The sequence below is a fragment of the Gracilimonas sp. BCB1 genome, assembly GCF_040117685.2.
Lineage (GTDB): Bacteria > Bacteroidota > Rhodothermia > Balneolales > Balneolaceae > Gracilimonas.
This window is the reverse complement of record NZ_JBEDYP020000013.1, coordinates 63,565-86,058: the sequence shown is the minus strand read 5'-3', so window position 1 is coordinate 86,058 and position 22,494 is coordinate 63,565. Positions and strand designations below refer to the sequence as shown.

The 22,494-nt window shown below is 43.8% G+C and carries 19 protein-coding genes; 4 read left to right on the top strand and 15 right to left on the bottom strand.

What is annotated here, in order from left to right:
- Positions 1-76: 76 nt before the first annotated feature.
- The 4 genes from ABFW99_RS09670 to ABFW99_RS09655 form a co-directional block, all read right to left on the bottom strand.
- Positions 77-1,813, bottom strand: coding sequence for a phospho-sugar mutase (locus ABFW99_RS09670; protein ID WP_349354376.1), 1,737 nt, complete (start codon positions 1,811-1,813; stop codon positions 77-79).
- 131 nt (positions 1,814-1,944) lie between these two features.
- Positions 1,945-2,880, bottom strand: coding sequence for an SPFH domain-containing protein (locus ABFW99_RS09665; RefSeq protein WP_349354375.1), 936 nt, complete (start codon positions 2,878-2,880; stop codon positions 1,945-1,947).
- A 2-nt stretch (positions 2,881-2,882) separates the two neighbouring features.
- A complete protein-coding gene (locus ABFW99_RS09660) occupies positions 2,883-3,839 on the bottom strand; it encodes an SPFH domain-containing protein (protein ID WP_349354374.1) in 957 nt (318 codons plus the stop codon).
- A gap of 1 nt (position 3,840) precedes the next feature.
- Positions 3,841-4,338, bottom strand: a complete 498-nt coding sequence (locus tag ABFW99_RS09655; protein ID WP_349354373.1) for an NfeD family protein — start codon at positions 4,336-4,338, stop codon at positions 3,841-3,843.
- A gap of 171 nt (positions 4,339-4,509) precedes the next feature.
- Here ABFW99_RS09655 and ABFW99_RS09650 point away from each other — a divergent pair, with 171 nt between their 5' ends.
- Positions 4,510-6,297, top strand: a complete 1,788-nt coding sequence (locus ABFW99_RS09650; RefSeq protein ID WP_349354372.1) for an ABC transporter ATP-binding protein — start codon at positions 4,510-4,512, stop codon at positions 6,295-6,297.
- A 94-nt stretch (positions 6,298-6,391) separates the two neighbouring features.
- On the opposite strand, the gene ABFW99_RS09645 is transcribed toward ABFW99_RS09650, so the two are convergent.
- From ABFW99_RS09645 to ABFW99_RS09630, 4 genes are all read right to left on the bottom strand, one after another.
- Complete coding sequence (locus ABFW99_RS09645) at positions 6,392-7,363, bottom strand: hypothetical protein (protein WP_349354371.1); 972 nt, start codon at positions 7,361-7,363, stop codon at positions 6,392-6,394.
- Positions 7,364-7,388: 25 nt separating this feature from the next.
- A complete protein-coding gene (locus ABFW99_RS09640; RefSeq protein WP_349354370.1) occupies positions 7,389-8,264 on the bottom strand; it encodes a hypothetical protein in 876 nt (291 codons plus the stop codon).
- Between the two features lie 69 nt (positions 8,265-8,333).
- On the bottom strand, positions 8,334-9,290 hold the full coding sequence (locus tag ABFW99_RS09635) for a pyridoxal-phosphate dependent enzyme (RefSeq protein ID WP_440707487.1): 957 nt from the start codon (positions 9,288-9,290) through the stop codon (positions 8,334-8,336).
- A gap of 4 nt (positions 9,291-9,294) precedes the next feature.
- Positions 9,295-10,881, bottom strand: coding sequence for a hypothetical protein (locus ABFW99_RS09630; protein ID WP_349354368.1), 1,587 nt, complete (start codon positions 10,879-10,881; stop codon positions 9,295-9,297).
- A 131-nt stretch (positions 10,882-11,012) separates the two neighbouring features.
- On the opposite strand from ABFW99_RS09630, the gene ABFW99_RS09625 reads away from it, so the two are divergent.
- A complete protein-coding gene (locus tag ABFW99_RS09625) occupies positions 11,013-13,622 on the top strand; it encodes a M14 family metallopeptidase (RefSeq protein ID WP_349354367.1) in 2,610 nt (869 codons plus the stop codon).
- Between the two features lie 58 nt (positions 13,623-13,680).
- Here the strand turns inward: ABFW99_RS09625 and ABFW99_RS09620 are convergent, their stop codons facing one another.
- The 5 genes from ABFW99_RS09620 to ABFW99_RS09600 form a co-directional block, all read right to left on the bottom strand.
- Positions 13,681-15,267: an amidohydrolase family protein gene (locus ABFW99_RS09620; RefSeq protein WP_349354366.1), complete on the bottom strand. Its 1,587-nt coding sequence runs from the start codon at positions 15,265-15,267 to the stop codon at positions 13,681-13,683.
- 71 nt (positions 15,268-15,338) lie between these two features.
- Complete coding sequence (locus ABFW99_RS09615) at positions 15,339-15,797, bottom strand: methylated-DNA--[protein]-cysteine S-methyltransferase (RefSeq protein WP_349354365.1); 459 nt, start codon at positions 15,795-15,797, stop codon at positions 15,339-15,341.
- A gap of 311 nt (positions 15,798-16,108) precedes the next feature.
- Entirely contained in the window at positions 16,109-18,346 is a 2,238-nt protein-coding gene (locus ABFW99_RS09610; RefSeq protein ID WP_349354364.1) for a TonB-dependent receptor, read from the bottom strand.
- On the bottom strand, positions 18,346-18,819 hold the full coding sequence (locus ABFW99_RS09605; RefSeq protein ID WP_349354363.1) for a hypothetical protein: 474 nt from the start codon (positions 18,817-18,819) through the stop codon (positions 18,346-18,348). The genes ABFW99_RS09610 and ABFW99_RS09605 overlap by 1 nt, the downstream gene beginning before the upstream one ends.
- A gap of 73 nt (positions 18,820-18,892) precedes the next feature.
- Positions 18,893-19,201: a hypothetical protein gene (locus ABFW99_RS09600; RefSeq protein WP_349354362.1), complete on the bottom strand. Its 309-nt coding sequence runs from the start codon at positions 19,199-19,201 to the stop codon at positions 18,893-18,895.
- Positions 19,202-19,311: 110 nt separating this feature from the next.
- On the opposite strand from ABFW99_RS09600, the gene ABFW99_RS09595 reads away from it, so the two are divergent.
- Both ABFW99_RS09595 and ABFW99_RS09590 read left to right on the top strand, forming a co-directional pair.
- Positions 19,312-19,677, top strand: a complete 366-nt coding sequence (locus ABFW99_RS09595) for a hypothetical protein (RefSeq protein ID WP_349354361.1) — start codon at positions 19,312-19,314, stop codon at positions 19,675-19,677.
- 57 nt (positions 19,678-19,734) lie between these two features.
- Entirely contained in the window at positions 19,735-21,219 is a 1,485-nt protein-coding gene (locus ABFW99_RS09590) for a dihydrolipoyl dehydrogenase family protein (RefSeq protein ID WP_349354360.1), read from the top strand.
- Between the two features lie 34 nt (positions 21,220-21,253).
- Here the strand turns inward: ABFW99_RS09590 and ABFW99_RS09585 are convergent, their stop codons facing one another.
- Together ABFW99_RS09585 and ABFW99_RS09580 are read right to left on the bottom strand one after the other, a co-directional pair.
- A complete protein-coding gene (locus ABFW99_RS09585; protein ID WP_349354359.1) occupies positions 21,254-21,709 on the bottom strand; it encodes a DUF2306 domain-containing protein in 456 nt (151 codons plus the stop codon).
- 60 nt (positions 21,710-21,769) lie between these two features.
- Positions 21,770-22,486: a ribonuclease H-like domain-containing protein gene (locus tag ABFW99_RS09580; protein WP_349354358.1), complete on the bottom strand. Its 717-nt coding sequence runs from the start codon at positions 22,484-22,486 to the stop codon at positions 21,770-21,772.
- Between the last annotated feature and the right edge of the window lie 8 nt (positions 22,487-22,494).

The window sequence follows — 22,494 nt, the reverse complement described above, 5'->3', positions numbered from 1 at the left end:
TACCATGAAAGTAAAGACCTGAAATACCTTCCGTACACGTTTTAATAATTCACGAATGTTGACGAGTTGGTAAGAACTAATTCTTCAGTCCTTCAATCATCATCTCGATTCTTTTGTCGAGTGTTGCCGCTACCTGATTATAATCTTCTGCGCTCATCAGGTTGGTATTAACGCTGCAGTAGAATTTAATTTTAGGCTCCGTACCCGATGGCCTTGCAGAAACAATAGCTCCGTTTTCCGTGATAAACTGCAGAACATTCGATGTTGGGAGGTCAATGTCGGTAACCTCACCGGTGGCTATATTTTTCTCTTTGGCTGATTGGTAATCTTTAACCGACACTACTTGTGAACCGCCTAACTTTTTAGGGGGATTTGCTCTGAAATTCATCATCATTTGCTGAATTTCTTCCGCTCCCGATTTTCCTTTTTTGGTAACCGAAACCAGGTTTTCCCGGAATAATCCATGTTCAACATACATATCCAGCATGGCTTCGTATAAACTGGTTCCCTGATCTTTATAGAAAGCTGTCATCTCAGCAATAATGGCGCAGGATACCACTGCGTCTTTGTCTCTTACGTGATCCCCAATCAGGTATCCATAGCTTTCCTCTCCTCCGGCTATAAACTGCTTTTTACCTTCAAGTTGTGTCATCAGCTCACCAATATATTTAAAGCCGGTAAGCGTATTAAAGCATTCAACTTTTTTGGCTTTTGCTATGCGGTCGATAAGGTAGGAAGTAACAATTGTCTTAACGATGTATTCATTTCCCGTGATTTTTCCGGCCTCTTCCCATGCGGTAAGCATATAATTGATGATGAGAGAACCCGTCTGATTGCCGTTCAACAGCTCAAATTCTCCGTTCATGTTTTTTACCGCAATTCCAACGCGGTCCGCATCAGGGTCGGTAGCCATCACCAGGTCGGCATCAATTTGTTTGGCTTTTTCCAGGGCCATGTTCAGGGCTTCTTTCTCTTCCGGGTTCGGATATACTACCGTCGGGAAGTCACCATCAACCGTCATCTGCTCCTCAACCAGGGTTACATTTTCAAACCCATATCGCTTCAATGCGTCGGGGACGAGTTTGCGGGAGGTTCCATGAATGGGAGAGAAAACGATCTTTAGATCTTTTTGTCGTGCAATGGCTTCTTTTGAAACCGATAAATCAGCAAGTGCTTTCAGGTACTTTTCGTCCATCTCCTCGCCAATCATTTCAATCAGCTCTTCATTTCCGTCAAAATTGACTTCATCAATGCTGCTGATTCTTTGAACTTCTTCCATCACCATGTTGTCGTATGGATATACAAACTGCCCACCGTTGGCGTCGTAGGCTTTGTAGCCGTTATACTCTTTAGGGTTGTGAGAGGCCGTGAGCATCACACCGCTTTGGCAGCTTAATTCACGAATGGCAAATGAGAGTTCAGGGGTAGGGCGGAGAGCATCAAAAAAATACACTTTGATGCCATTAGCTGAAAACACATCAGCCACAACTTGCGCCAGTTTTTCGGAATTATTTCGGCAGTCGTGAGCAATGGCAACCTTAATCTGTTGATCGGGATATTCTTTCTTCAGGAAGTTACTGAGCCCCTGGGTAGCTATTCCAAATGTGTATTTATTAACCCGGTTGGAGCCAGTTCCCATAATACCCCGGAGACCTCCGGTGCCAAATTCCAGGTCTTTGTAGAACGCATCCGTGAGTTCATTAAACTTCTTTTCATCCAGTTTTTGACGGATGCTTGCTTTGGTTTCTTCATCATAACTTCCTTCCAACCAAGCGTTAATTTTGTTCTGTACAGCCGAGTCTAATGCGTTCATTTCCTGATTCTTGTAGTGAATTTATAGTTTCAAATAGTGGACTTTTCAGCGGGAAAGAATATAAATAATAAAAAAGGGCAATTCATGATTTATGAACTGCCCAGAAATGGTTAGCTGTTTTATCTGCCGGCTTATTTCTTTTTCACCGTTAGTTCTCCAAGCGACAACCCCTCCATGATGGCATCATAGTTGGAGATATCCTTCGGCAGAATAACGCTGTTTTCATCCCGGCCGAGCCCGGATAACACATCCAGGTATTTCTCAGACAATTGAAGCTGCATCGCCTCAGTTCCTTTGGGCTGAGCCAGGGCACCGGCAATTTCCTCAATGGATTTGGCAGTGGCTTCGGCTATAGACAAAATTTCTTCAGCTTGTCCTTCGGCCTCATTAATACGTCGTTGCATCTCGGCTTCAGAAATATTGATAATCTCGGCTCTCATACCTTCAGCATCATTTACTTTAGAACCTTTAACCCCTTCAGAAGTTGCAATGATAGCCCGGCGGTCCCGTTCGGCAGTCATCTGTCGTTCCATCGCTTTCTGGACGGTACGGGGGGTCACAATATTTTTTATTTCATATCGGTGAACTTTAATTCCCCATAGCTGTTCCACTTCGCTGAGTACACTCACCACTTCGCGGCTCATTGCAGCTCGTTCTTCAAAGGTTTGATCAAGCTCCATATTTCCTAAAACAGAGCGGGTGGTAGTTTGAGCCAGCTGCACAGCTGCATATCGGTAATTAGTGACGCCATAGCTTGCATTTACCGGGTCCATAACGCTCAGATAAATGACTCCATCTACTTCAACCTTCACGTTGTCTTTAGTGAAACACTCCTGAGGTTCAACTTCGATGGTTTCTTCACGCAGATCCTGCTTGTAAACAACCTTGTCAACAAAAGGGATTAGGGCGTGAAAACCCGGGCCGAGTGTTTTTTGATAATTCCCTAAACGTTCAACAATATATGCATACTGATTGGGTACCAGCCGCAGTGAACGGATGAATTTGTACATCACATAAACGGAAAATACACCTAATAAAATCTGACTGATTGTCTCCATGATTTCCATGACTATTGCTCTCCTTTATTAGATGTTCTTGTTTTTTGGGTTGATGGATCTTTAGTGTGATCGCTGATGGTGCTTACCCCTTCAAAAAAGGTTTTAAGATTGGCCGTCTCGGTAGGCAAAACGGATACGTTTGAGTTTTGGATGATATTCCCGAATTGCTTGATGTACTGTTCAACCAGCTTGGTTTTCACGGCCAGTTCGCCTCCGGGTTTTTCAATGGCTTCTGCCACTCTTCGAAGACCTTTGGCCGTTGCATTGGCAACCAATTCAATTTCTTTGGCACGTCCTTTAGCCTCATTTATTCTGCGCTGCCTTTGGGCTTCAGAAATCAAAACCTGGCTTTGTTGCTCTCCTTCCGACTCATAGATACGTGCCTGGCGGTGACCTTCAGAGTTTGTGATCTCAGCTCGCTTTGCACGCTCGGCCTCCATTTGTCGCTCCATGGTGTCGATGATCTCACCTGATGGCCGGATATTCTTTATCTCGTAACGCATCACCTTGATGCCCCACGGGTCGGCGGCCTTGTCGATTTCACGAACTATGTTCTCGTTCATCTTTTCCCGTTCCGAGAAGGTATCATCCAGAGTCATTTTACCGATTTCGCTCCGCATGGTGGTTTGGGCCAGATTTACAGCTGCTGCCTGATAATCCGAGATACCATAGCTGGCTTTATGAGAGTTCATTACCTTCAGGTAAACAAGTCCATCTACGGCCACTTCAATATTATCTTTGGTGATACAGGTTTGGCTGGGAACATCCAAAACCTGCTCCCGCATTTCCTGGCTGTAAGCCGGCCGGTCAACAAATGGGATAAGGAAATGGAAACCCGGTTTGAGTGTCTTTTTGTATTTACCCAGTCTTTCCTGAATAACTTCTTCACGCATCTCCACAATCTGAAACAGCCGGGTTAACACGAAATAGGATAAAACAATGATTACTAAAATTGTAGTCCACAACATATTAGCTTTGGTTTGAGTCTTTAAGTTGATTCTTTTTTGAGTCGATCACATCAACCGGCTCAACAATCCAGGTCGTGTTATCCCGGTACTTGATGCGTACCTGTACACCGGTTGGAATTTCCCCCTCCAATGAACGTGCCTGCCACGAAATGCCCTGAAATTTAATACGTCCTTCATTATCCAGATCGTTGATGGGTTCGGTTACCTCTGCAATCTGATCCATTGCTTCATAATCCTCATCAGCGAATTTATAGGAAGTTTCTCCTTTAAAATACTTATTGATGAATGGTCGGATGGCAATGGTTAAAATGGTTGACGACATCAGCCAGACAAAGGTTGCAGTAAAAGGATCCTGCAAAAAGCCGAAGTATCGAAGAATACCAACTCCCAAACCACTAAAACCCAGCAGAAAAGCAACGCCCCCCGGAAGTGCGGCTTCAAGAAACATCAAGAGAACACCCCCGATTAAAAAAATCCACGTCAGAATTTCACTATCCATAATCTGAAAAATAGATTTAAGTTTTAGTATAGATAGTAATTTGAAGGCAAAAAATCTCAAATGAATTGGATTAATTTTAATGGCAGTTAATCAAAGTGCGGCACGGTATTTGGATACTATTGCGGAAACCAAAAAGAGGTGCTTTATTGTTGAAGCCACCAAACCAAGCCAATGAGTAAGAAACCCGAGACGGATCATAAATCTATAAAGTCGCTTTGGCAGACACTGAAGCAAATATTTGCCCTAAGCAAACCATATCGGGTACGTTTTTATGCGGCTACCGTTGTTACCCTGATGGCATCGGCTGTGTGGCTAACGGTTCCATTGGGACTCAGGGAGCTTCTGGATGCTGTATTTGAGTCAGGTAACAATCAATTACTGAACTGGCTGGCGATTGGACTGTTCGGGTTATTTATCCTTCAGGCGGCATTTTCGTTTTTTGGGAATTACCATCTGGAGTGGGTCGGAGAGCGGGTGGTTACTGACCTTAGGAAGAAAGTGTATGAGCATTTGCACAGGCTGGGCTTCAAGTTTTTTGCGGAGCGGAGACTTGGAGAAATCACATCTCGCCTGACCAACGATGTAGGATCTATCCGAACGGCATTAACAGATTCACTGCCTCAGTTACTCACCATTTCTTTTTCTTTGATTGGCTCGGTTTCACTGATGGTAGTGCTAAACTGGCGCTTGAGCATGGTGATTTTTGTGACGGTTCCTTTTGTTACCCTGGCCACCCGTTACTTCGGGCAAAAAATTCGCCATCTCTCCAAAGACATTCAGGATGAACTCGCTGATTCAACTGCCGTAGCCGAAGATGCACTCGGGGCTGTTCGGCTGGTGAAGGCTTTTGTACGGGAAGACTATGAAGTAGGCAGATATCAAAATGCAGTAGAAAAGTTATTCAAAACGGCTCGTCGAAAGATGGTATTGACTCAACTTTTCTGGTCGGGTGTCGGCATTATGTTTATGAGTACGTTGGTGATCATTTTCTGGTATGGAGGGAAGGAGGTACTGGCTGACCGCCTTACAGCGGGGGATTTAGTGGCCTTCATTATTTATGCACTGAATATTTCAAGATCTATAAGTCAAACATCCAGACTCTATACGGCTGTAAATACAGCATCAGGTGCTTCAGAGCGCATTTTCGAGCTGCTGGAAGAAACCCCGGAAATAGAAAATAATCCCGGTGCTCAAGAAATCGAGAAAGTAATTGGCGAGGTTCAGGTAAAAGATCTGAGGTTTAGTTACGAAGGTGGAAAAGACGTGCTGAAAGGCATCTCATTCAAAGCAGAAGCCGGGAAAACCATTGCTCTTGTTGGACCGAGCGGAGCCGGAAAAACGACATTACTCAATCTCATTCCCCGGTTTTATGATCCTCAAAAGGGCAGTATACAAGTGGATGGAATCAACATTCAGGAGGTGAAATTTAAATCTCTTCGGAAACACATTTCCATTGTACCTCAAGAGGTGCATTTGTTTGGCACCACCATCCGGGAAAATATCATCTATGGAAAACTGGATGCTACTGAAGAAGAAGTTATTCAGGCTGCTAGAGATGCCAATGCCCATGAGTTTATTATGCAAACCGAAAACGGTTATGACTCATTGATTGGTGAAAAGGGAGTTAAGCTTAGTGGCGGGCAGCGACAAAGGCTGGCCATTGCACGGGCTATTCTAAAAAATCCGGCTATTCTGTTATTGGATGAAGCTACTTCTTCACTGGATTCTGAATCTGAAGCTCAGGTTCAGGAAGCCTTATTGAGGCTGATGACTAACCGAACCACCTTTGTAATAGCCCACCGGTTATCGACGGTTCAGCACGCGGACAGAATCTTGGTGCTGGATGAAGGAAAGATTGTGGAACAGGGAACACATGCTGAATTGATAGGCCAATCCGGATTATACAGCCATTTGTATGAATTGCAGTTTAGAGACCTGGACCAACCAAAAGCTTTTTAAATTCCATTTCTCAAGTCCCAAATAACAAATTCTAGTGACCAGCTTCTGAATGTTTTCAAATTTTGGTCATTGGTCATTGGTCATTGGTCATTAGTCATTGATCCACGTTATACATTCGAATAATATCCGAGTAGCTTAAATCATCAAGAAGATCTCTGTCCGCTAAACCGTTTATATAATCGGCAGTTACTCCTGAGTTGTACATGCCAATGATGGCGGAATAAGAAAACTGCTCCAATAAATCATACTGTGAAAGCTGATTCAGGTAATCAACGGTAACCCCGCTATTGTATAGTCCGATAATGGCCGAATAAGAAAATGCATCCTGATAACCATTTTCAAATAAAGAGTTCAGGTAATCAATAGTTACATCTCCATTATACAATCCAATGATGGCAGAGTAAGAAAATTCATCCAGGTAACCGGATTCTTCCAGAGAGGAAATATAATTTAAAGTAACTCCGGAGTTATATAGCCCAATAATTGCCGAATAGGAGAATTCACCCAGCAAATTCATTTCGCTCAGCCCGTTTATGTACTCTATAGGAACGCCACTGTTGTAAAGCCCGATGACAGCCGAATAAGAGAAATCATTTTCCAAATAACCGGCATCATTCAGTTGCTCAAGATAATCGATAGGTACACCGGTTTGATATAAGGCCTGATATCCTGAGTTCGAATAGATGTCATCCAAACCGGCATCATTAATTGCGACTAAATAATCTGCAAAGCCACCCTCAAAACTGAAATTCGGTAAAGGTGCCATCTCAGGGATGTCAATATCAGGGATATTAATGTTGATATCAGGAACATTGACGTTTACACTTTGCTGCCCACTCCCAAAAACGGAAGACCAGGCCTGGGCCGGACTCCAATCGTGGTACCAAAGGAATGATGCTGCAAACACCATGAAAATCAGAACGGCGTTCTTAAACAAGGAGCCATCATCTTCTTCAGGCGGTAAAGGTTGAAAGCCAATATTATCAGGTTCCTGACTTTTCTCACGGATATATTCATCCAGATCAAACTCCGGATCGGTTCCACTGTTTTTGTACTTTGTTTTCATAGTCAGTTACTCAAGCTCAAAAGGTTTAATCGTCGCTGTTTTCCCGCTGATATAAATCTACGATATCCAGAAAATTGAGATCTTCATAAAGTCCCTGTTCTTTCAGCTGATCAAGGAATTCAACGGTTACACCTGCGTTATAAAAATTGGTTACATACACGAAAGAAAGGTCCTCAAGATAGCCGGCTTCATTTAAAGTTACGAGGTACTCTACAGGGATGTCATCATTATAAAAGGCCGTTACATCTACAAACGAAAGCTCTTCATAAACCCCGGCATCCTGTAAACTTTTGAGATAGGGTAACGGGATCTGGTTTTGGTAGTAGTTGGAAATATATACAAAGGAGAGGTCCTCCAGAAAACCAGCATTCTGAAGCTCATCGAGATAGGATACGGGGACATTAGCATCATAAAGTTGACGGGCTGAGAATCCTGATATTTCATCCCCAAGATAGCCCCGATCCTGTAATACTGATAAATATTCTGTGATCGTCATATCAAGAGAAGGAGCCGGAGGTGCGGGTGGAACTTCTACACCGGGTACCGGTGGTACTTGCGGAGGCTGTGGAATAGAAATATCAAGCTGGCCGACTCCCGGTGCCCCGGCTGTCACTTCTGTGGTCTGGTCACCCCCGCCAAAAATGTATCTCCAGGATTCTGTATCACTCCAGCTGTTAAACCACAGAAAAGCTGCTGCAAAAACGATAAAAATAAGGATGGCATTTTTGAAGAGGTAGCTATCCGGATCTTTAGTTTCTTCCTGCAATGGCATGTGGGAGGTTGGCTCGCTTTGCCGGCGAATATATTCATCCAAATCAAAATCCGGATCGTGATCATCATCAAAATTGTGATCCAGATCGTTGGTGAAAGAGCGTGTTTTGTGGTCTTCTTTTTTTCCCATGGCAATAGATTGTTTACCTATGGACGAATTTACAAAGGCAATTGTTTCACTTCGTAAAAAAGAAAATGATCACCAAGGCAGATTATCCAAGTCTACATTACCCCCGGTAATGATGATGGCCACTTTTTTACCCTTAACATCAATTTTCTGCTCAAATACAGCAGCAACGGGGACGGCACAGGATGCTTCAATAACCATATTCAGGCGTTCCCAGACGTACCGCATTGCCTCAATAATAGACTCTTCAGGGACGGTTACGATATCATCCACATACTTCCGGATTAGTGAAAAAGGGAGCTCGCCCAATGAAGTTCTGAGGCCATCAGCTATGGTGTCGGGATTTTGAACGGGAATTAATTCTCCTTTTTGGAATGAGCGAAAAGCGTCATCAGCATTCGCGGGTTCAGCACCGATTACTTTTATATCCGGCTTAATCGACTTTGCTGCCAATGCGGTACCACTCAACAGCCCTCCGCCGCCTACAGGGGCCATAATCATATCCAGGTCGGGATGATCTTCCAGTACTTCCATGGCCGCCGTTCCCTGCCCCGCTATAATCCGGGCATCGTTGTAGGGATGAATAAAAGTAGCTCCGGTCTTAGCCACTACCTGTTCCAGAGTAGATTCACGGGCCTGCAGAGTGGATTCACAAAAGGTGATTTCAGCTCCATAATTTTTAACGGCTTTCACTTTCACCTTTGGGGCATTTTCTGGCATCACCACGTATGCCGGAATCCCGCGAAGCCGGGCAGCTAAAGCCAGAGCCTGAGCATGGTTCCCGGAGGAATGAGTAGCAACACCCATTGTGGCTTCTTCTTTACTCAATGAAAAAATGGCGTTACTTGCCCCCCGAAATTTAAAGGCCCCAACTTTCTGAAAGTTTTCACACTTAAAGAAAATTTGCCCCCCTGTTTTTTGATTCACTTGTTTACTGCTTAACAGAGGAGTACGATGAGCATACTCTGAAATGCGTTTCCTGGCTTCTTCAACATTCGCGAGAGTGGGAGGGGTAAGTATGGTTTCCATAGATTTATCTGATCACTTCTTTAATTCCATCCAAAAGAGATTTCCACCAATAGGCAAAAATCGACTTCTCAATTTCACGTTCAAAATTAATTGCGCCGATCCGGGGATCTTCCCCCAGGTTATCTGATTTCAGTACAAAAGTATTAGCTATGAAATCTCCAAACTGCTGCTTTAGGCCTGTTTTCTCAGGGTTATCTTTATTCAGAAAAGATACTTTTAAATCGCGATATAGAATTTTTACTTCACCGGAGGCTTTTGCAGTGTTGAGTGTATAGTTCGCACGCATATTTTCTACTAGTCCATCTTCAATTCTTACAAAGCCCACATGCTGAAGCATATCACCGGCCTCTTTGGGGTCAAAACTATCCAGGTTGACACTAATCGTATGGGTGTTATTTCTGTCAAAAGTGGCATAACCGACATCCAGAGTCATTCTGGAAGTATTCATGAACAGTGTTTCTACATCCAGTTTCAGGGAATCTTCACGAAACTCTGGATGGGACTTTGTTCTGAAGTCCTGTATCGAGGCATTAATATTATTAAAAGTGATGCTGCCTGTTTTTTGAGCCGGAGGTTTATGCTCTTCATAGGTGATGTCAGCATTTGAAATGACAGCCTTATTCAGCCCGAATGAGAAATCGGTTGAGGTCGCTATTTCGTAAAGCAATGGCTTAGGGTTAATACCCGGCGGCCGCTCCTTATATTTATCCCGAAACACTTCCATGCGCGCTCCTGCAATATGCAACGAGTCCAGTTCAAAATGTTTGTTTGCCAGAGTGGACATTTCGAAACCTATAAACTCAATGTTAGGAATACTTAGATCTATTCGGTCAATTTGCCGGTTTTTGATTTCGGAGAAACGATATTTGGGCGCCAGAGGGGTAAGATTGAAATCAGCAAGGGAAGCGTATTGTGAGTTTTTATTGAAAGTAAAATCACCTGCTGTAATCTCATACAGCTTCCGCTCCATGGAAAACCGCAAACCTGAGCCATCAACAATCAGGTTATCCATAAAAATAAACTGAGAGCCATCCAGAAGCTTATTTATGTTTACATCATTGGCTTCTACGGAGATGTTATCCACCCGGAAAACTTCCTGCTTATTGGGTCTGATGATTCTGCCCTGGCCATCATTAATTATCAAATTAAAGGAGGCCGGTTTTTTTGCTATGTCGTTATTAGTGCTGTTGCCGGAATTAGTAAATGTTGATGAGGAAAAATCACGCAAATATAACTCTACATCCGGCTCTTGAATGATTATCCGGTCAAAATTCGGAAAGGGTTTATTAATCAGACTCAGCCATTTAATTCCCTCTATAGAAACTGACGCTGCCGAAACTTTATTAATAGTTGGTGAGGCACTATCCGGGCGAACAACGATGGAATCTACAGTGATTGAACGCATCAGAATTCCGATATCGAAAGTGGAGAAATCGAGGATGAAATCCTGATCGGTTTGACGGTTGAATTCTTCAGTAAGAGCTTTCTTCAGGGGAGCGGTTAAAAAGGCAGGGGCGATGAAGGCAGCGGCTCCTGCAAGAATTGTTACAGATATAACAAATATTAAAAAAACTTTTAGCGCTTTTTTCATATCTCAAAATTGAGATAAATCCTCAAAAAGCAAAAGACTTTATTCTTAACGGAATACTCTTATTATTAACTAACCATAAATCATTCAGTCATCAGCTGCCATACTACAGTTGAGTACCTAAAATCCTCACTATGAAATCACTGCTAAAATTTCTCTTCGTATCCGGCATTTGTTTACTGGCATCAAACCAGGCATTAGCTCAGGATGAATTTGCCTACGAACGGTTCCAGTTTCATCCCAACCTGAGTTATGATTCAGAGATAACCTCACCTGCAGAATACCTGGGATATGAACTGGGTAAGGAATATACCTTTCACCATCGGGTTATGGATTACTTTAAACAACTGGATTCGGAATCGGATAGACTGACTTTCCACAGGTATGGCACTACCTACGAGGGTCGTGATTTATATTATGCGGTCATTACTTCGGAGGAGAATCAGGCGGATATCGAATCCATTCGGCAGGCGAACCTTGAACTGGCTAATAATCCTGAATCTGCGGGTATTAATGACAAACCAGTGGTGGTGTGGCTAAGCTATAACGTGCACGGTAATGAGCCCTCCAGCAGTGAGGCTGCTATGCAAACGGCATACCGACTGGCAGCCGGGGCTGACCAGGAGACGGAAAATTGGCTACAGAATTCGGTGGTTATTATTGACCCTATGATTAACCCCGATGGGCGCGACCGGTATGTGTACTGGTACAAATCTTCACGAGCTAATGTATTGAACACGAATGCCGACGACCTTGAGCATGATGAAATTTGGCCGGGTGGACGTACTAATCATTATTGGTTTGACCTGAACCGTGATTGGGTATGGCTGGTTCACCCTGAATCTCAGGGAAGAATCGCAGCCTATCAACAATGGATGCCACAGGTACACATGGATTTTCATGAGCAAGGGTTTAACAACAACTATTTTGCTATGCCGGGAACTACTCCACGCAACCTGGAATTACCCTCGAAATATGATGACTGGGCCGATACTTTTGGAAGAGGTTTAATTGAAGAACTGGATGCAGCGGGAGTAAACTATGCAACCCGTGAGGCTTTCGATTTCTTTTATCCGGGATATGGTTCGTCTTATCCAAGCATTATGGGAGGAATCGGGATGTTGGCAGAACAGGGGGGGCACAGCCGTGGCGGAAGAGCCGTTGAAACCGATGATGGTTATGTACTTACGCTCCGTCAACGGGTTTTCGATCACTATACCAACGGGGTTTCCATTGTTAAAACGGCGGTGGAGAATAAACAAGGACTGTTAGGGTACTTTAAGGAATCAGTTTCCCAAACTACTCAAAAGGGAAATACAAAAGCATACATTCTGCCCAATAATGAGAATGACTACACATACCAGGTGGTAAACCTGATGTTGAAGCATGGTGTGAAAGTTGAGCGGGCAACTGAAAACTTTACACAACGGGATTCTTACAACTATTGGGACGGAACTTCTTCAAACCGAAGATTTGCAGCCGGCGATTTTATTATAAAAACAGATCAGCCAAAGCATTTATTTATAAATACTCTGTTCAGGAAGCAGATGGAAATCGAGGATTCGGTTATGTACGACATGGCCACATGGGCGGTACCCTTGGCCTATAATCTGGATGCGGCCTGGACTACACGAGGTGTTGGGGTTTCTACTGAAATGGTGTCTGATGAATTGACGTACAAATCCGGCCTGGAAAACTCAGGGGCTCAATACGCTTATGTTATTGATTGGGAACAACGCCACGCCCCAAAGGCACTCGCCAAGTTATGGGAAATGGATTACAATGTTCGTAGTGCACGTCGCAGTTTTAATGACGGTGAAGAGTCATTCTCAGAAGGCTCGCTGATTGTATTAGTGGGCAGAAATTATGAGAAAAGAGACCGGATTGCTTCAGATATGCAGAAGATTGCAGGGGAAGCCAATGTTATAGTGAAAGGATTTAACACCGGGCGTATGACAGAAGGAATGGACCTGGCTTCCGGAGACAGTCAGCCTGTAGAGAAGCCCAATGTTGCCTTGATGATTGACTCACCGTTCAGTTCGTACACAGCTGGTCAACTTTGGTTTCTGTTCGATCAATGGACGGAGCTTGGTATAAGCCGAATTCGTTCAGGAAGCTTTTCGAACAGCGACCTAGATGAGTACGATGTTATTCTGATGCCGGGTGCCTGGGGCGGATTAAGCAGCGTATGGAGCGAAGGTGAAATTGAAGCTGTGAAAGATTGGGTACGACGCGGTGGCGTACTTATCGGCACAGAAGGAAGTGCTTCATGGCTAACCAAAGAAAGGTCGGGTTTTACCGATGTTGAACTTTTTGAAGAAGAGAAAGAAGATACCACCGAAGTTGACCCCAAAGCGTATACAAGGTATGCCAACAGAGAGGACGTATTTGGTCTTGAACGGATTCCGGGATCTGCTTTTAAAGCCATGATAGATAACACGAATCCTCTTGCTTTTGGTATGCCTGCGCGAATGTACTCCCTCAAATTTGGCGATGATGGGCTAGTTCCAGCCACCTCTTTTCAAACAGTTGGTTATTATGTGAAAGATGCTGAAGAAGTACTGGCTTCGGGTTATGCATCTGAAGAGAACAAAGAAAAAGCAGCTGGAAAAGCCTTTGCCGCTGTAGAAAATATGGGTAGTGGAAAGGTGGTCTTCTTATTGGATAACACACAGTATCGCATGTTTTGGGTAGGGCCCAGCCGAATGGTTCAAAATGCGGTGATGCTACTGCCTGGTATGTAATATTAAATCGCGGAGTTCACAGAAAAAACAAAGGTTGATCAGTGAACTCCGTGAGTTATTACCAATCTAAACCGGGTTGGGTTATTTTGAAATCTTCCTCGGCTTTGGCAGCTTCAACCATTTCAGCGACATCTTTGAGTAGCTGTTTGGCATCAAATACAATTCCGTCTTTGATGGTATATCGGACTCCTCCTTTACGTACAGGCTGGTTTTCATCATTCACATAAATAGCTCCGGTGCCATACAGCACTTTCAGGTTTTTCATGGGATTGCCATCCACAATAACCATATCAGCCAGTTTCCCAACTTCAATGGTCCCAAGCTCATCATCCACACCCAATACTTCTGCTGCTTTCAGCGAAGCGGATTGAAAAATTTCCAACGGGTGGAAACCTGCTTCACGAAATAACTCCATCTCCTGTATATACCCAAATCCGTACAGCTTATAGATATAGCCGGCATCGGAACCAAGGGTAACCCGGCCTCCTTTGTTTTTATATTCATTCACAAATTGCATCCACAGATTGAAGTTTTCTTTCCAGGCGATTTCCTGCTCGGTTCCCCATTCAATCCAATAGGAGCCATGAGAAATTCGGCTGGGTGCATAGAACTTCCATAAGGAGGGAAGGGTGTATTTTTCATGCCACTCGGCCCGGCGCTGTGCACTCAAATCACGATTTGCCTCGTAAATGGTAAAAGTAGGATTCAGAGTAAAATCGAGCTCTATCATCTCATCCATCACCGATTCCCAGGTTTCTGAACCGGGAGCTGCGGCTTGCTTCCAGAGGTTGCCGGCTTCCTCAAACCGATGCTGCTCGTTGTTATAGTTATAGTCAAGAGGGTAGTCTTGAATAATTTTGTCATCGAACATAGATTCCGGCAAGCCATACCAATGAGTCATGGAGGTAAGCCCGAGCTGTGCCGACTTCAGCGCATCATTGTAAACTACCCGGGTTTGGGCGTGGTGTGTCATGGTACCCAGCCCCAGTTTGTTTGCTTCATCAATGGCAGCTGCGTACACTTTCGGAGAGGCCCCGAAAAACTTGATTCCATCAGCCCCTTCTTTATGAATCATCTGCACCCATTTCCGGGCTTGTGCTGCAGTAGTGATAGGGCCGTCGTGCCCCATGCCAAATCCTATCCAGGCAGAAATTCGGGGAGCGGTAATTTCATTCTTCCCGCTTCTTTCTTTATGTAAAAGTGTCCATTCCATACCATTAAAAGAACCCGGTTCTCTGATGGAAGTGATGCCGTGAGCCAGCCAGAGTTTATACACATATTCAGGAGTGGTTCCCTGAGCACCGCCTCCGGTGTGGGCGTGCATATCAAAAAAGCCGGGCAGCATGTACATTCCCTCAGCATCAATCACTTTGGTGTTCTCATCAGCTTCCGGGCGCCGGTTTTCATTGATAGGTAAATTAGGGTAGCCAACGGTTTGGATAGATGCTATTCGGTTTCCTTCAACCACGATATCAACCGGACCTGTAGCTGGAGAGCCCGTGCCATCAATCAGGTTCACCCCGCGGATGATCAATCGTTCATAAGGGCCCTCACCCTCCGAGCGGTCGGGAGCATCCGGCATTTGAGCCAGAACGGTTAATGAAAAGGTGGCAATTATTAATAACAGTGAAGACGAAAATTTCATAGCGTGGTTGGATAATTGAAATAATTGGACGGAATGTAATGGTTAGTGGGCTATTTCACCGTAAAAAATAGTTACAGGAGAAGAGCACCTTCATGTTTAAGCAGCCATTCTTTACGGTCGGCACCTCCGGCATAGCCTGTTAGCTTATTGTCGGCACCAACTACGCGATGACATGGAATGACGATAGCGATGGGGTTTTTCCCATTTGCTTTGCCTACCGCCTGGGATGCTTTATCATCCCCGATTTTTTTGGCTATTGCTCCGTAGGAAGTGGTTGAGCCCTGAGGAATTTCCAAGAGTTGTTTCCATACTTTTTGTTCAAATTCTGTTCCCTGGGGAAGAAGTTCTAACTGAAAGGATGAACGATGCCCCTCAAAATATTCCCTGAGTTGAGTTTTGGCAGATTCGGTGTGGACATCAGGATCTTCCGGGCCGTCAAAATCCATGAACCTGATTTCGGTGATCCCATCTCCATTCGACAGGATGCGGAGAAAACCGATGGGGGTTTCCAAAAAGCTAACGTAAGTCACAGGCTAATTTTATGAATGATTATTCGCTGGAGGATATAGACTCGCAAAGATTTATCAAAATCTTAAAATAAATTTATTTAGTCAGGAAAAAGTATCTCTTAAGATATTGAAAAGCAGTGATTTGAAGAGGGTGAAATTTTTTTTCAAAAAAAATGTAACAAATCCTGTTACGGTTACTCTTGTAATCAGCTTAAAGGTGAGATTAATGTTTATACCCTAACAGTTAGTCGATTTTATACTCCTTAAAGCTGAAACCTAAAGCTAAGGCCCTGGAACTGAACCTTCCAGGGCTTTTTTATTTTATGAGCTTATTAAAAATAGAAGCGGTAAAGCAGGCTAATATTAATACCGGGCTGTGGCCTTAGATCTTTGATGCGGGAAAGGTGATCGTAGTACTCGGTGTTCAACAGGTTATTTACATTCAGTGAAAAGGTATGCAACAGCTTTCCTCCTTCTAACCGGTACTGGGAAAAGGCATCAACTAAAAAGTAGCTGTTGGTTGGGGTTTCAAACTCTCCTGTACGATTTTGTTCAGCTGAAAACCGCACTCTGCTTCCGATCTCAAATTCACCTTTAGTGTATTTCAGGGATGATTTCACCTTAAATGGAGGGATTTGAGGGAGCGGACGAGAATCACCGTCGTAACCAGTGGCGGCTTGTTCCTGTTCAGAAACGGTTCGTTCCGCAAGGGTATAGCTTAAGGAAGCATCGAATACAAAGCGCCGGAGAAATTGGTACTCGCCTGAGAATTCTGCTCCATACAGAACCGCCTCAGTTCCCACAAACTGATAATTGTTTAAATCGGGCCTTCTGTTATTTCTCTCCCCGGTGTCCTGAGCATATAAATAATTACTGAAAGCATTGTGAAATATAGTAACCTCAGCACTGGCTTTGTCTGCCTGGTACCGGAGAAACAGCTCCTTAGCTAAGGCCCGTTCCGGGTCGAGATCAGGATTGCCGATTTCATAGGAATAAGAAGCAAGGTGTGGTCCTTCTGAATAAAGTTCCTCCAGAGAAGGTGCACGAAATGAATGAAGCAAGCTGGTGCCTGCCGAAAATCCTTTGCCTAATGAGTAAATAGCCGCGAATGAGCTGGATAAAGCAGGGAAAGATCGTTCTCTGATGTTTCCGATACTTGAATTGGGGTTATTCTCAACGGGTTTATTCAACACCCAATCGAAGCGAAGACCGGCTTCCAGATGTAGTTTATTAATGTCTTTTTCCTCAATCAGATAGGCACCGATTTTATAGCTGTTGGCATCAGGTGTACTGGCACCGATCACAGCATAGTCTTCAAGTTCACCCCAAACACCAAAAGTGCCTTTATCGAGCAAACCCAGTGAATTATGAGTTGCCTTTACTTCGGCATTTGTAGTCACAAGCCCGAATTGAGTGCCAAGTGAACCGTTAGATTCTATTTCTCTGTGCGTATAGTTTTTAACGGAAAAATCACCTTCAATTACCTGTATAAAATCATTGCGAATAAGAATTTCTGATTTGAAATCATACTGAAACTTCTCCATCTCAATATCTACTCCATTGGGATGACCGTTGGGATCTGGCGGAATCCCGTAATTGTTGATATATGTGCTGAATGCGCCTCCTAAGTATCCCCAGTTCTGTACCAAGCTCAACCCTATAGCATCATTAGTTGAACGGTAGTATGTATTGTCGGTTTTGCCTAACGGGGTTCTAACATCACCGGCGGTACGGCCGTTGAGGTTTAAGCTCAATGCAAAATCTTTATATGGAATAGTTGCATCGATGGCTCCGGAAATACCCGTACTCACCGATTCTCCATTCAAAGTAACGCTTCCGGTGGTTTTGGAAGGAACCGTAGTTTCAATTTGATTTCGTACAACGTTGATAACGCCGCCGATGGCATTAGCCCCATAAGCCAGTGCCTGAGGGCCACGGGCAATCTCAACTTCCTGTGCTGAAATAGGATCAATGGTAACGGCATGATCGGATGATTGAGCCGATACATCACCCGAGCGTACACCGTCCTGTAATATCAAAACGCGTTCATCTCCAAGTCCTCGTATTACAGGACGGCCTGGAGCAGAACCCATTTTTCGTTCATCAAAACCGGCTAAATTGGATAAGGTTTCCGAAAGGGTGCTTCCTAGATTTCTGCGAAGATCGGATCCAAAGACTTTTTTTGAAGCGTGTTCAAGATTTGATCCTTCCAGCGTTTCCTGCGCACCAACTACATCAACGGATTGTGAACCTAATACGGTAGGCCGGAGCTGTATATTTACTACTTCATCAGCACTCTTTATGCTTATTTCCTGAGTTTGTGTGCGATAACCAATGCGGTGAATAGAAAGGGTAAATTTACCTTTTGGTACATTTTTAATTTCATATTTGCCGTCTGAATCAGCTACAGCAGTTCTGTTAAGTTCCTCAATGTGAACGTAGGCAAAAGAGATAGGTTCACCGGTATCGGAATCTGTTATGCGTCCGGATAATAAAAAACTGTCCTCGACAGGAGCATTTCCTACAAAAAAAGCTCCCGCGAGAAACAGTATTAAGCTACGTATTATCACTATTCAGCTGCTTCAACATGAACGTGAATGTGTTGTGATGAGAAATCTGAATGATCGTTATGCATAAGCATTAAGGTTAGATCAGTTATACCTTCAGATTCAGCATGCAAGTGGAAGCTCCACTTTCCGTCTTCAGAATGTTGTTCGAATTCTGCAATACCCTGATCTTCAAATTCGTGCCCGAGACTATATTCGTCTTCTTCCGGTTGAAATTCATCGCCATCATGATCTAAGAAAAAGATCGTGATGAGATCTGTTTCCTGACCCGGAGTTAATTCGAACTCTCCAGTAATATCCTGATCTGGCAGTTGTTCTACAATAGTTTGCCCATTCATCTTTAGGCGTAAGCCTTCCGGTTCCGAGTGATCATGATCATCAGAAGAAGTAGAATTTGAACACGCAGTTAAAATTCCAGCGAAAATAAATAGGGTAAGTACAGTTCTTACTTTGGATAAAAAAGTTAACTTTTTCATGATAAAATGGTTTAAATAATTTTAAATAGAATGTTGGCCTGTGATGACAGGTACGTATGTATTAAGTGCTTATTTAAACCAAAGAGGGTGGGGAGCGGCCGAGAAGAGGGTTAAACGGTTCGTTTGAGATCAGTAGAGCCTGAAAAGCAATTAGCTTCTCCTGAAACTCTAACATATGTTTTAATTCGTTCGTATCTCCGGTAAAGGTGTGGGTAACAATAGTACAAACCGGACAAACCGAATCACTTTCTGTATAATGTTGTTCGTTGGCATGATGCAGACATTCCAATCCATCGCTATGGTAGTGGGCCATAGAAGAAAGCAAGCCTACTACTGCAAGCAGCAAAAAAGCGACAGATATGTAATTTTTAAATCTGCTCAATGTATTAGTCCGTATTATACGGTAAGAATTTAATGCTTAATATCATCAAAACAAGGCTAATTAGTCTATATTCGTTCGTAATTATTACACAATTTAAAACTTGCTGATCTATGGCAGAATTTTTAGAAATCGCAAAGGATTGGTTCTTTTCTCTGGGAGAAGATTACGGGGTCAATCCCATAATATTCGGGAGTATTTATGTGGGAGCCATTCCCTTTTTTACGCTTAGTATCGGCTGGTTGGTAAAGAATTATAGGCAAAAAAAGTCGATTGTAATCCCGGCTTTGAGCTCGACATTCTTTTTTATATCTGCTTATCTGTATCTGATTATTGCCGGCGAGAACGTGCCTTGGTGGGTATATGGGGTAGTGGTATTGATGATAGGTTATGGGGCTTGGTCAACCTACAGAAAAGTGAAAACAAGGATAGAAGATATTCAGCCCGGTTTGGAAGAAGAACCGGGAGATAATCCCTGAAATGAAGTAAACATAAAGTTGGTTAAGTCAACGCTATGTAAAAGGAGACATTGATTTATGGCGAAATATGATTTTGATATGATTGTAATTGGTGGCGGTGCTGCCGGCTTAACAGCATCGGGGATAGCGGCCAATTTTGGGGCAAAAACAATGATGATTGAAGCTGACCGGTTGGGCGGAGATTGTACATGGACGGGATGTATTCCTTCCAAAACGCTTCTCAAAGCCGGGAAGGTGGCTCGCCAAATCAAAGATGCCGGAAAGTACGGGCTGATTGAGGGTGAGCCAAATATCGATTTCAAGAAAGTGATGCAGCACGTGGATGAGGTACGCAACGAAGTATATCACGATGCGGACCGGCCGGAGATTTTTGAGGATATGGGTATTGAAGTGGTTCAGGGGCTGGCTTCTTTTAAAAATAGTCATACCATCGAAATTGCAAATAATGATGGCAGTACAAGAGCGGTATCGTCTAAATACTTCATTATTGCTACCGGAGCCAAAGCATTTGTGCCTCCTATTAAAGGAATCGAAGAGGTTGAGTACCTGACAAACGAAAGCCTTTTTGAGATAGAAGATTTACCTGAAGAGTTGCTGATTATCGGTGGCGGACCTATTGGCACCGAGATGTCTCAGGCTTTTGTCAACCTGGGATCAAAAGTTACCGTGATTGATATGGCCGATCGAATTTTAGCAAATGACGATCCGGAGTTGGTTAAAATACTACACGATGAATTGAAAAGGCAGGGAGTGAATTACCAACTCAGCGCTTCAGTACAAAAAGTGCAGCAAGACGGGAGCAGAATTAAAGTACAGGTTGAAATTGAAGAAGAAGAGAAAGTAATAGAAGGCGATGCTCTATTAATGGCAACGGGACGAAGGGCAAATACTTCTTCACTGAACCTGGAAGCTGCTGGTATAAGAACAGAGAAAGGGAACGTTGTAGTAGATGAATCCTGCCGAACCAGCCAGTCTCATATTTATGCTGCCGGGGATGTGACGGGGAGATATCAGTTCACTCACATGAGCGAACATATGGCCAAGATTGCAGCTACAAAAGCTCTGCTAAAAGTTGTGCCTATGAAGATTGAGAAGGATATGGTTTCTTGGGTTACTTTTACTGATCCTGAGTTGGCTCATGTAGGTAAAACGGAGAAGCAGCTGAAGGCGGAAGGAGAGAAGTATGAAGTATATCGTTTTCCTTATTCCAAGATCGACCGTGCGGTGGCTGAAGGAGATGATGCTGGTATGGTTAAAATCTTTGCGAAGAAGTTATCAGGTAAGATTCTGGGTGCTACCGTTGTAGGTGCTCATGCGGGAGAATTTATATCCGAGTATGCGGTGGCGATTAAAAACGGGGTTTCGTTAAGAGGTATAGCAGACACCATTCATCCCTATCCCAGCTGGGGTTTGGGTGCACGGCGGGCGGCCGACCAATGGTACATCAAGAACCAAAGTGAATGGACCGTGAAGTTAATCAAAACCATTTTTGGGTACCGGGGTGAAGTTCCGGATTACAGCGATCCGGACAGAGTCGTTTAGTATTGTACGTCTAAGCAATTTTTTAAAAACCTAGTTAAGAATGTTTGGTTAACAACCTCTTCTTATTCCAATAGATTATTGATGCCCCAACTATGCAGGGTAAACCCCAGTAAAGAAATGCGCGGGCTAAGCCAGACCATCCTTCCGGACCATATTCAAATAAATGAGAACCGGTTGCCATCAGCAACCCTACATATGACCATGAAATCCACATGTAGTGATGTTCCAGCCAATTCTTATGTTTGTGACGTCGGAGAGGAAAATAAACAGCTAAGGCAATGGTTACGCCGCTAATCATTGACATGACATGAAATGGACCAAATCCTCCAAAAAGGTCAAAGATTGCGAATGATGTAATAATTAATGCACCCATGGAGAGAACATAAGTCCAGCCCATAATTCGGTGAGTTTTGGTCCCCTTGGTTGTTACCAAATTAAAAGCTCCTGAAAGCAAAGCAATTGCTCCCATCAGGGTATGGAAGGATATCATAAGCCACTTATTTAATTATTTAATCTTTATCTCGCTATGACGCTCCGCGTCAAAGCGAATTTACTTAGGCGGGCCGGACTGAATCTCTTCCAGCTTGCTCATTGCCCGGTCTTTCAGGTTATTGAACTGGTCCTCGGGAATATGTCCGGCTGTGTATTGGTGGTAAAGCCAAACGATGTAGGTGGCCATTACATCTTCATAGCAGTAGTGCTCAATCAGGTCGAGCTCGCCCCGCTGGAACATGGCCAGCACTTCATTTCCTTCACCTGTTTGCTTGAACGGAATGCCAATTAACTGCCCCAGGTGTTTAAGCTTGGGCCACGAGCTGGCTCCGTAATTACTGAATTCATCCACCAGATCTACATTGTGACGGCTGTAGCGGTAGCGGATATCATAATCGTGCATGCGAACCGGCATTTGTAGTCCGTGCTTCATCGCGCGGTAAGTGAGCACGGGAATATCGAAGCCTTTTCCATTGTGGTGAATCAACCCGAAATCTTTGTACGTGCCAATAGCATCGAAAATCTGCTTGAGGCCTTCTTTTTCGTTCTCACCACTCCAGGCTACTTTTTGTTTGGGGCCTCCCGTATTCTCAATCCAAAGCCCAACCCAGGAAACCATTCGGTGATACATGGGAGGGAGGAAACCTGACTTATTTCTGGCTAATTCCTCACTTGCCTTTTCCAGCAGTAGTTCCTGGTCAGAATCCGGATCATTCAGTACCTGTCGAATGAAGTCAAAATCCGGAACGGTCTCTACATCAAAAATAAAAAACATGGTGAAGG

Excerpts from the sequence above, each read along its gene's own strand:
- ABFW99_RS09670 (WP_349354376.1), bottom strand. The coding sequence starts at position 1,813 with ATGAACGCATTAGACTCGGCTGTACAGAACAAAATTAACGCTTGGTTG.
- ABFW99_RS09665 (WP_349354375.1), bottom strand. The coding sequence starts at position 2,880 with ATGGAAATCATGGAGACAATCAGTCAGATTTTATTAGGTGTATTTTCC.
- ABFW99_RS09660 (WP_349354374.1), bottom strand. The coding sequence starts at position 3,839 with ATGTTGTGGACTACAATTTTAGTAATCATTGTTTTATCCTATTTCGTG.
- ABFW99_RS09655 (WP_349354373.1), bottom strand. The coding sequence starts at position 4,338 with ATGGATAGTGAAATTCTGACGTGGATTTTTTTAATCGGGGGTGTTCTC.
- ABFW99_RS09650 (WP_349354372.1), top strand. The coding sequence starts at position 4,510 with ATGAGTAAGAAACCCGAGACGGATCATAAATCTATAAAGTCGCTTTGG.
- ABFW99_RS09645 (WP_349354371.1), bottom strand. The coding sequence starts at position 7,363 with ATGAAAACAAAGTACAAAAACAGTGGAACCGATCCGGAGTTTGATCTG.
- ABFW99_RS09640 (WP_349354370.1), bottom strand. The coding sequence starts at position 8,264 with ATGGGAAAAAAAGAAGACCACAAAACACGCTCTTTCACCAACGATCTG.
- ABFW99_RS09635 (WP_440707487.1), bottom strand. The coding sequence starts at position 9,290 with ATGGAAACCATACTTACCCCTCCCACTCTCGCGAATGTTGAAGAAGCC.
- ABFW99_RS09630 (WP_349354368.1), bottom strand. The coding sequence starts at position 10,881 with ATGAAAAAAGCGCTAAAAGTTTTTTTAATATTTGTTATATCTGTAACA.
- ABFW99_RS09625 (WP_349354367.1), top strand. The coding sequence starts at position 11,013 with ATGAAATCACTGCTAAAATTTCTCTTCGTATCCGGCATTTGTTTACTG.
- ABFW99_RS09620 (WP_349354366.1), bottom strand. The coding sequence starts at position 15,267 with ATGAAATTTTCGTCTTCACTGTTATTAATAATTGCCACCTTTTCATTA.
- ABFW99_RS09605 (WP_349354363.1), bottom strand. The coding sequence starts at position 18,819 with ATGAAAAAGTTAACTTTTTTATCCAAAGTAAGAACTGTACTTACCCTA.
- ABFW99_RS09595 (WP_349354361.1), top strand. The coding sequence starts at position 19,312 with ATGGCAGAATTTTTAGAAATCGCAAAGGATTGGTTCTTTTCTCTGGGA.
- ABFW99_RS09590 (WP_349354360.1), top strand. The coding sequence starts at position 19,735 with ATGGCGAAATATGATTTTGATATGATTGTAATTGGTGGCGGTGCTGCC.
- ABFW99_RS09585 (WP_349354359.1), bottom strand. The coding sequence starts at position 21,709 with ATGATATCCTTCCATACCCTGATGGGAGCAATTGCTTTGCTTTCAGGA.
- ABFW99_RS09580 (WP_349354358.1), bottom strand. The coding sequence starts at position 22,486 with ATGTTTTTTATTTTTGATGTAGAGACCGTTCCGGATTTTGACTTCATT.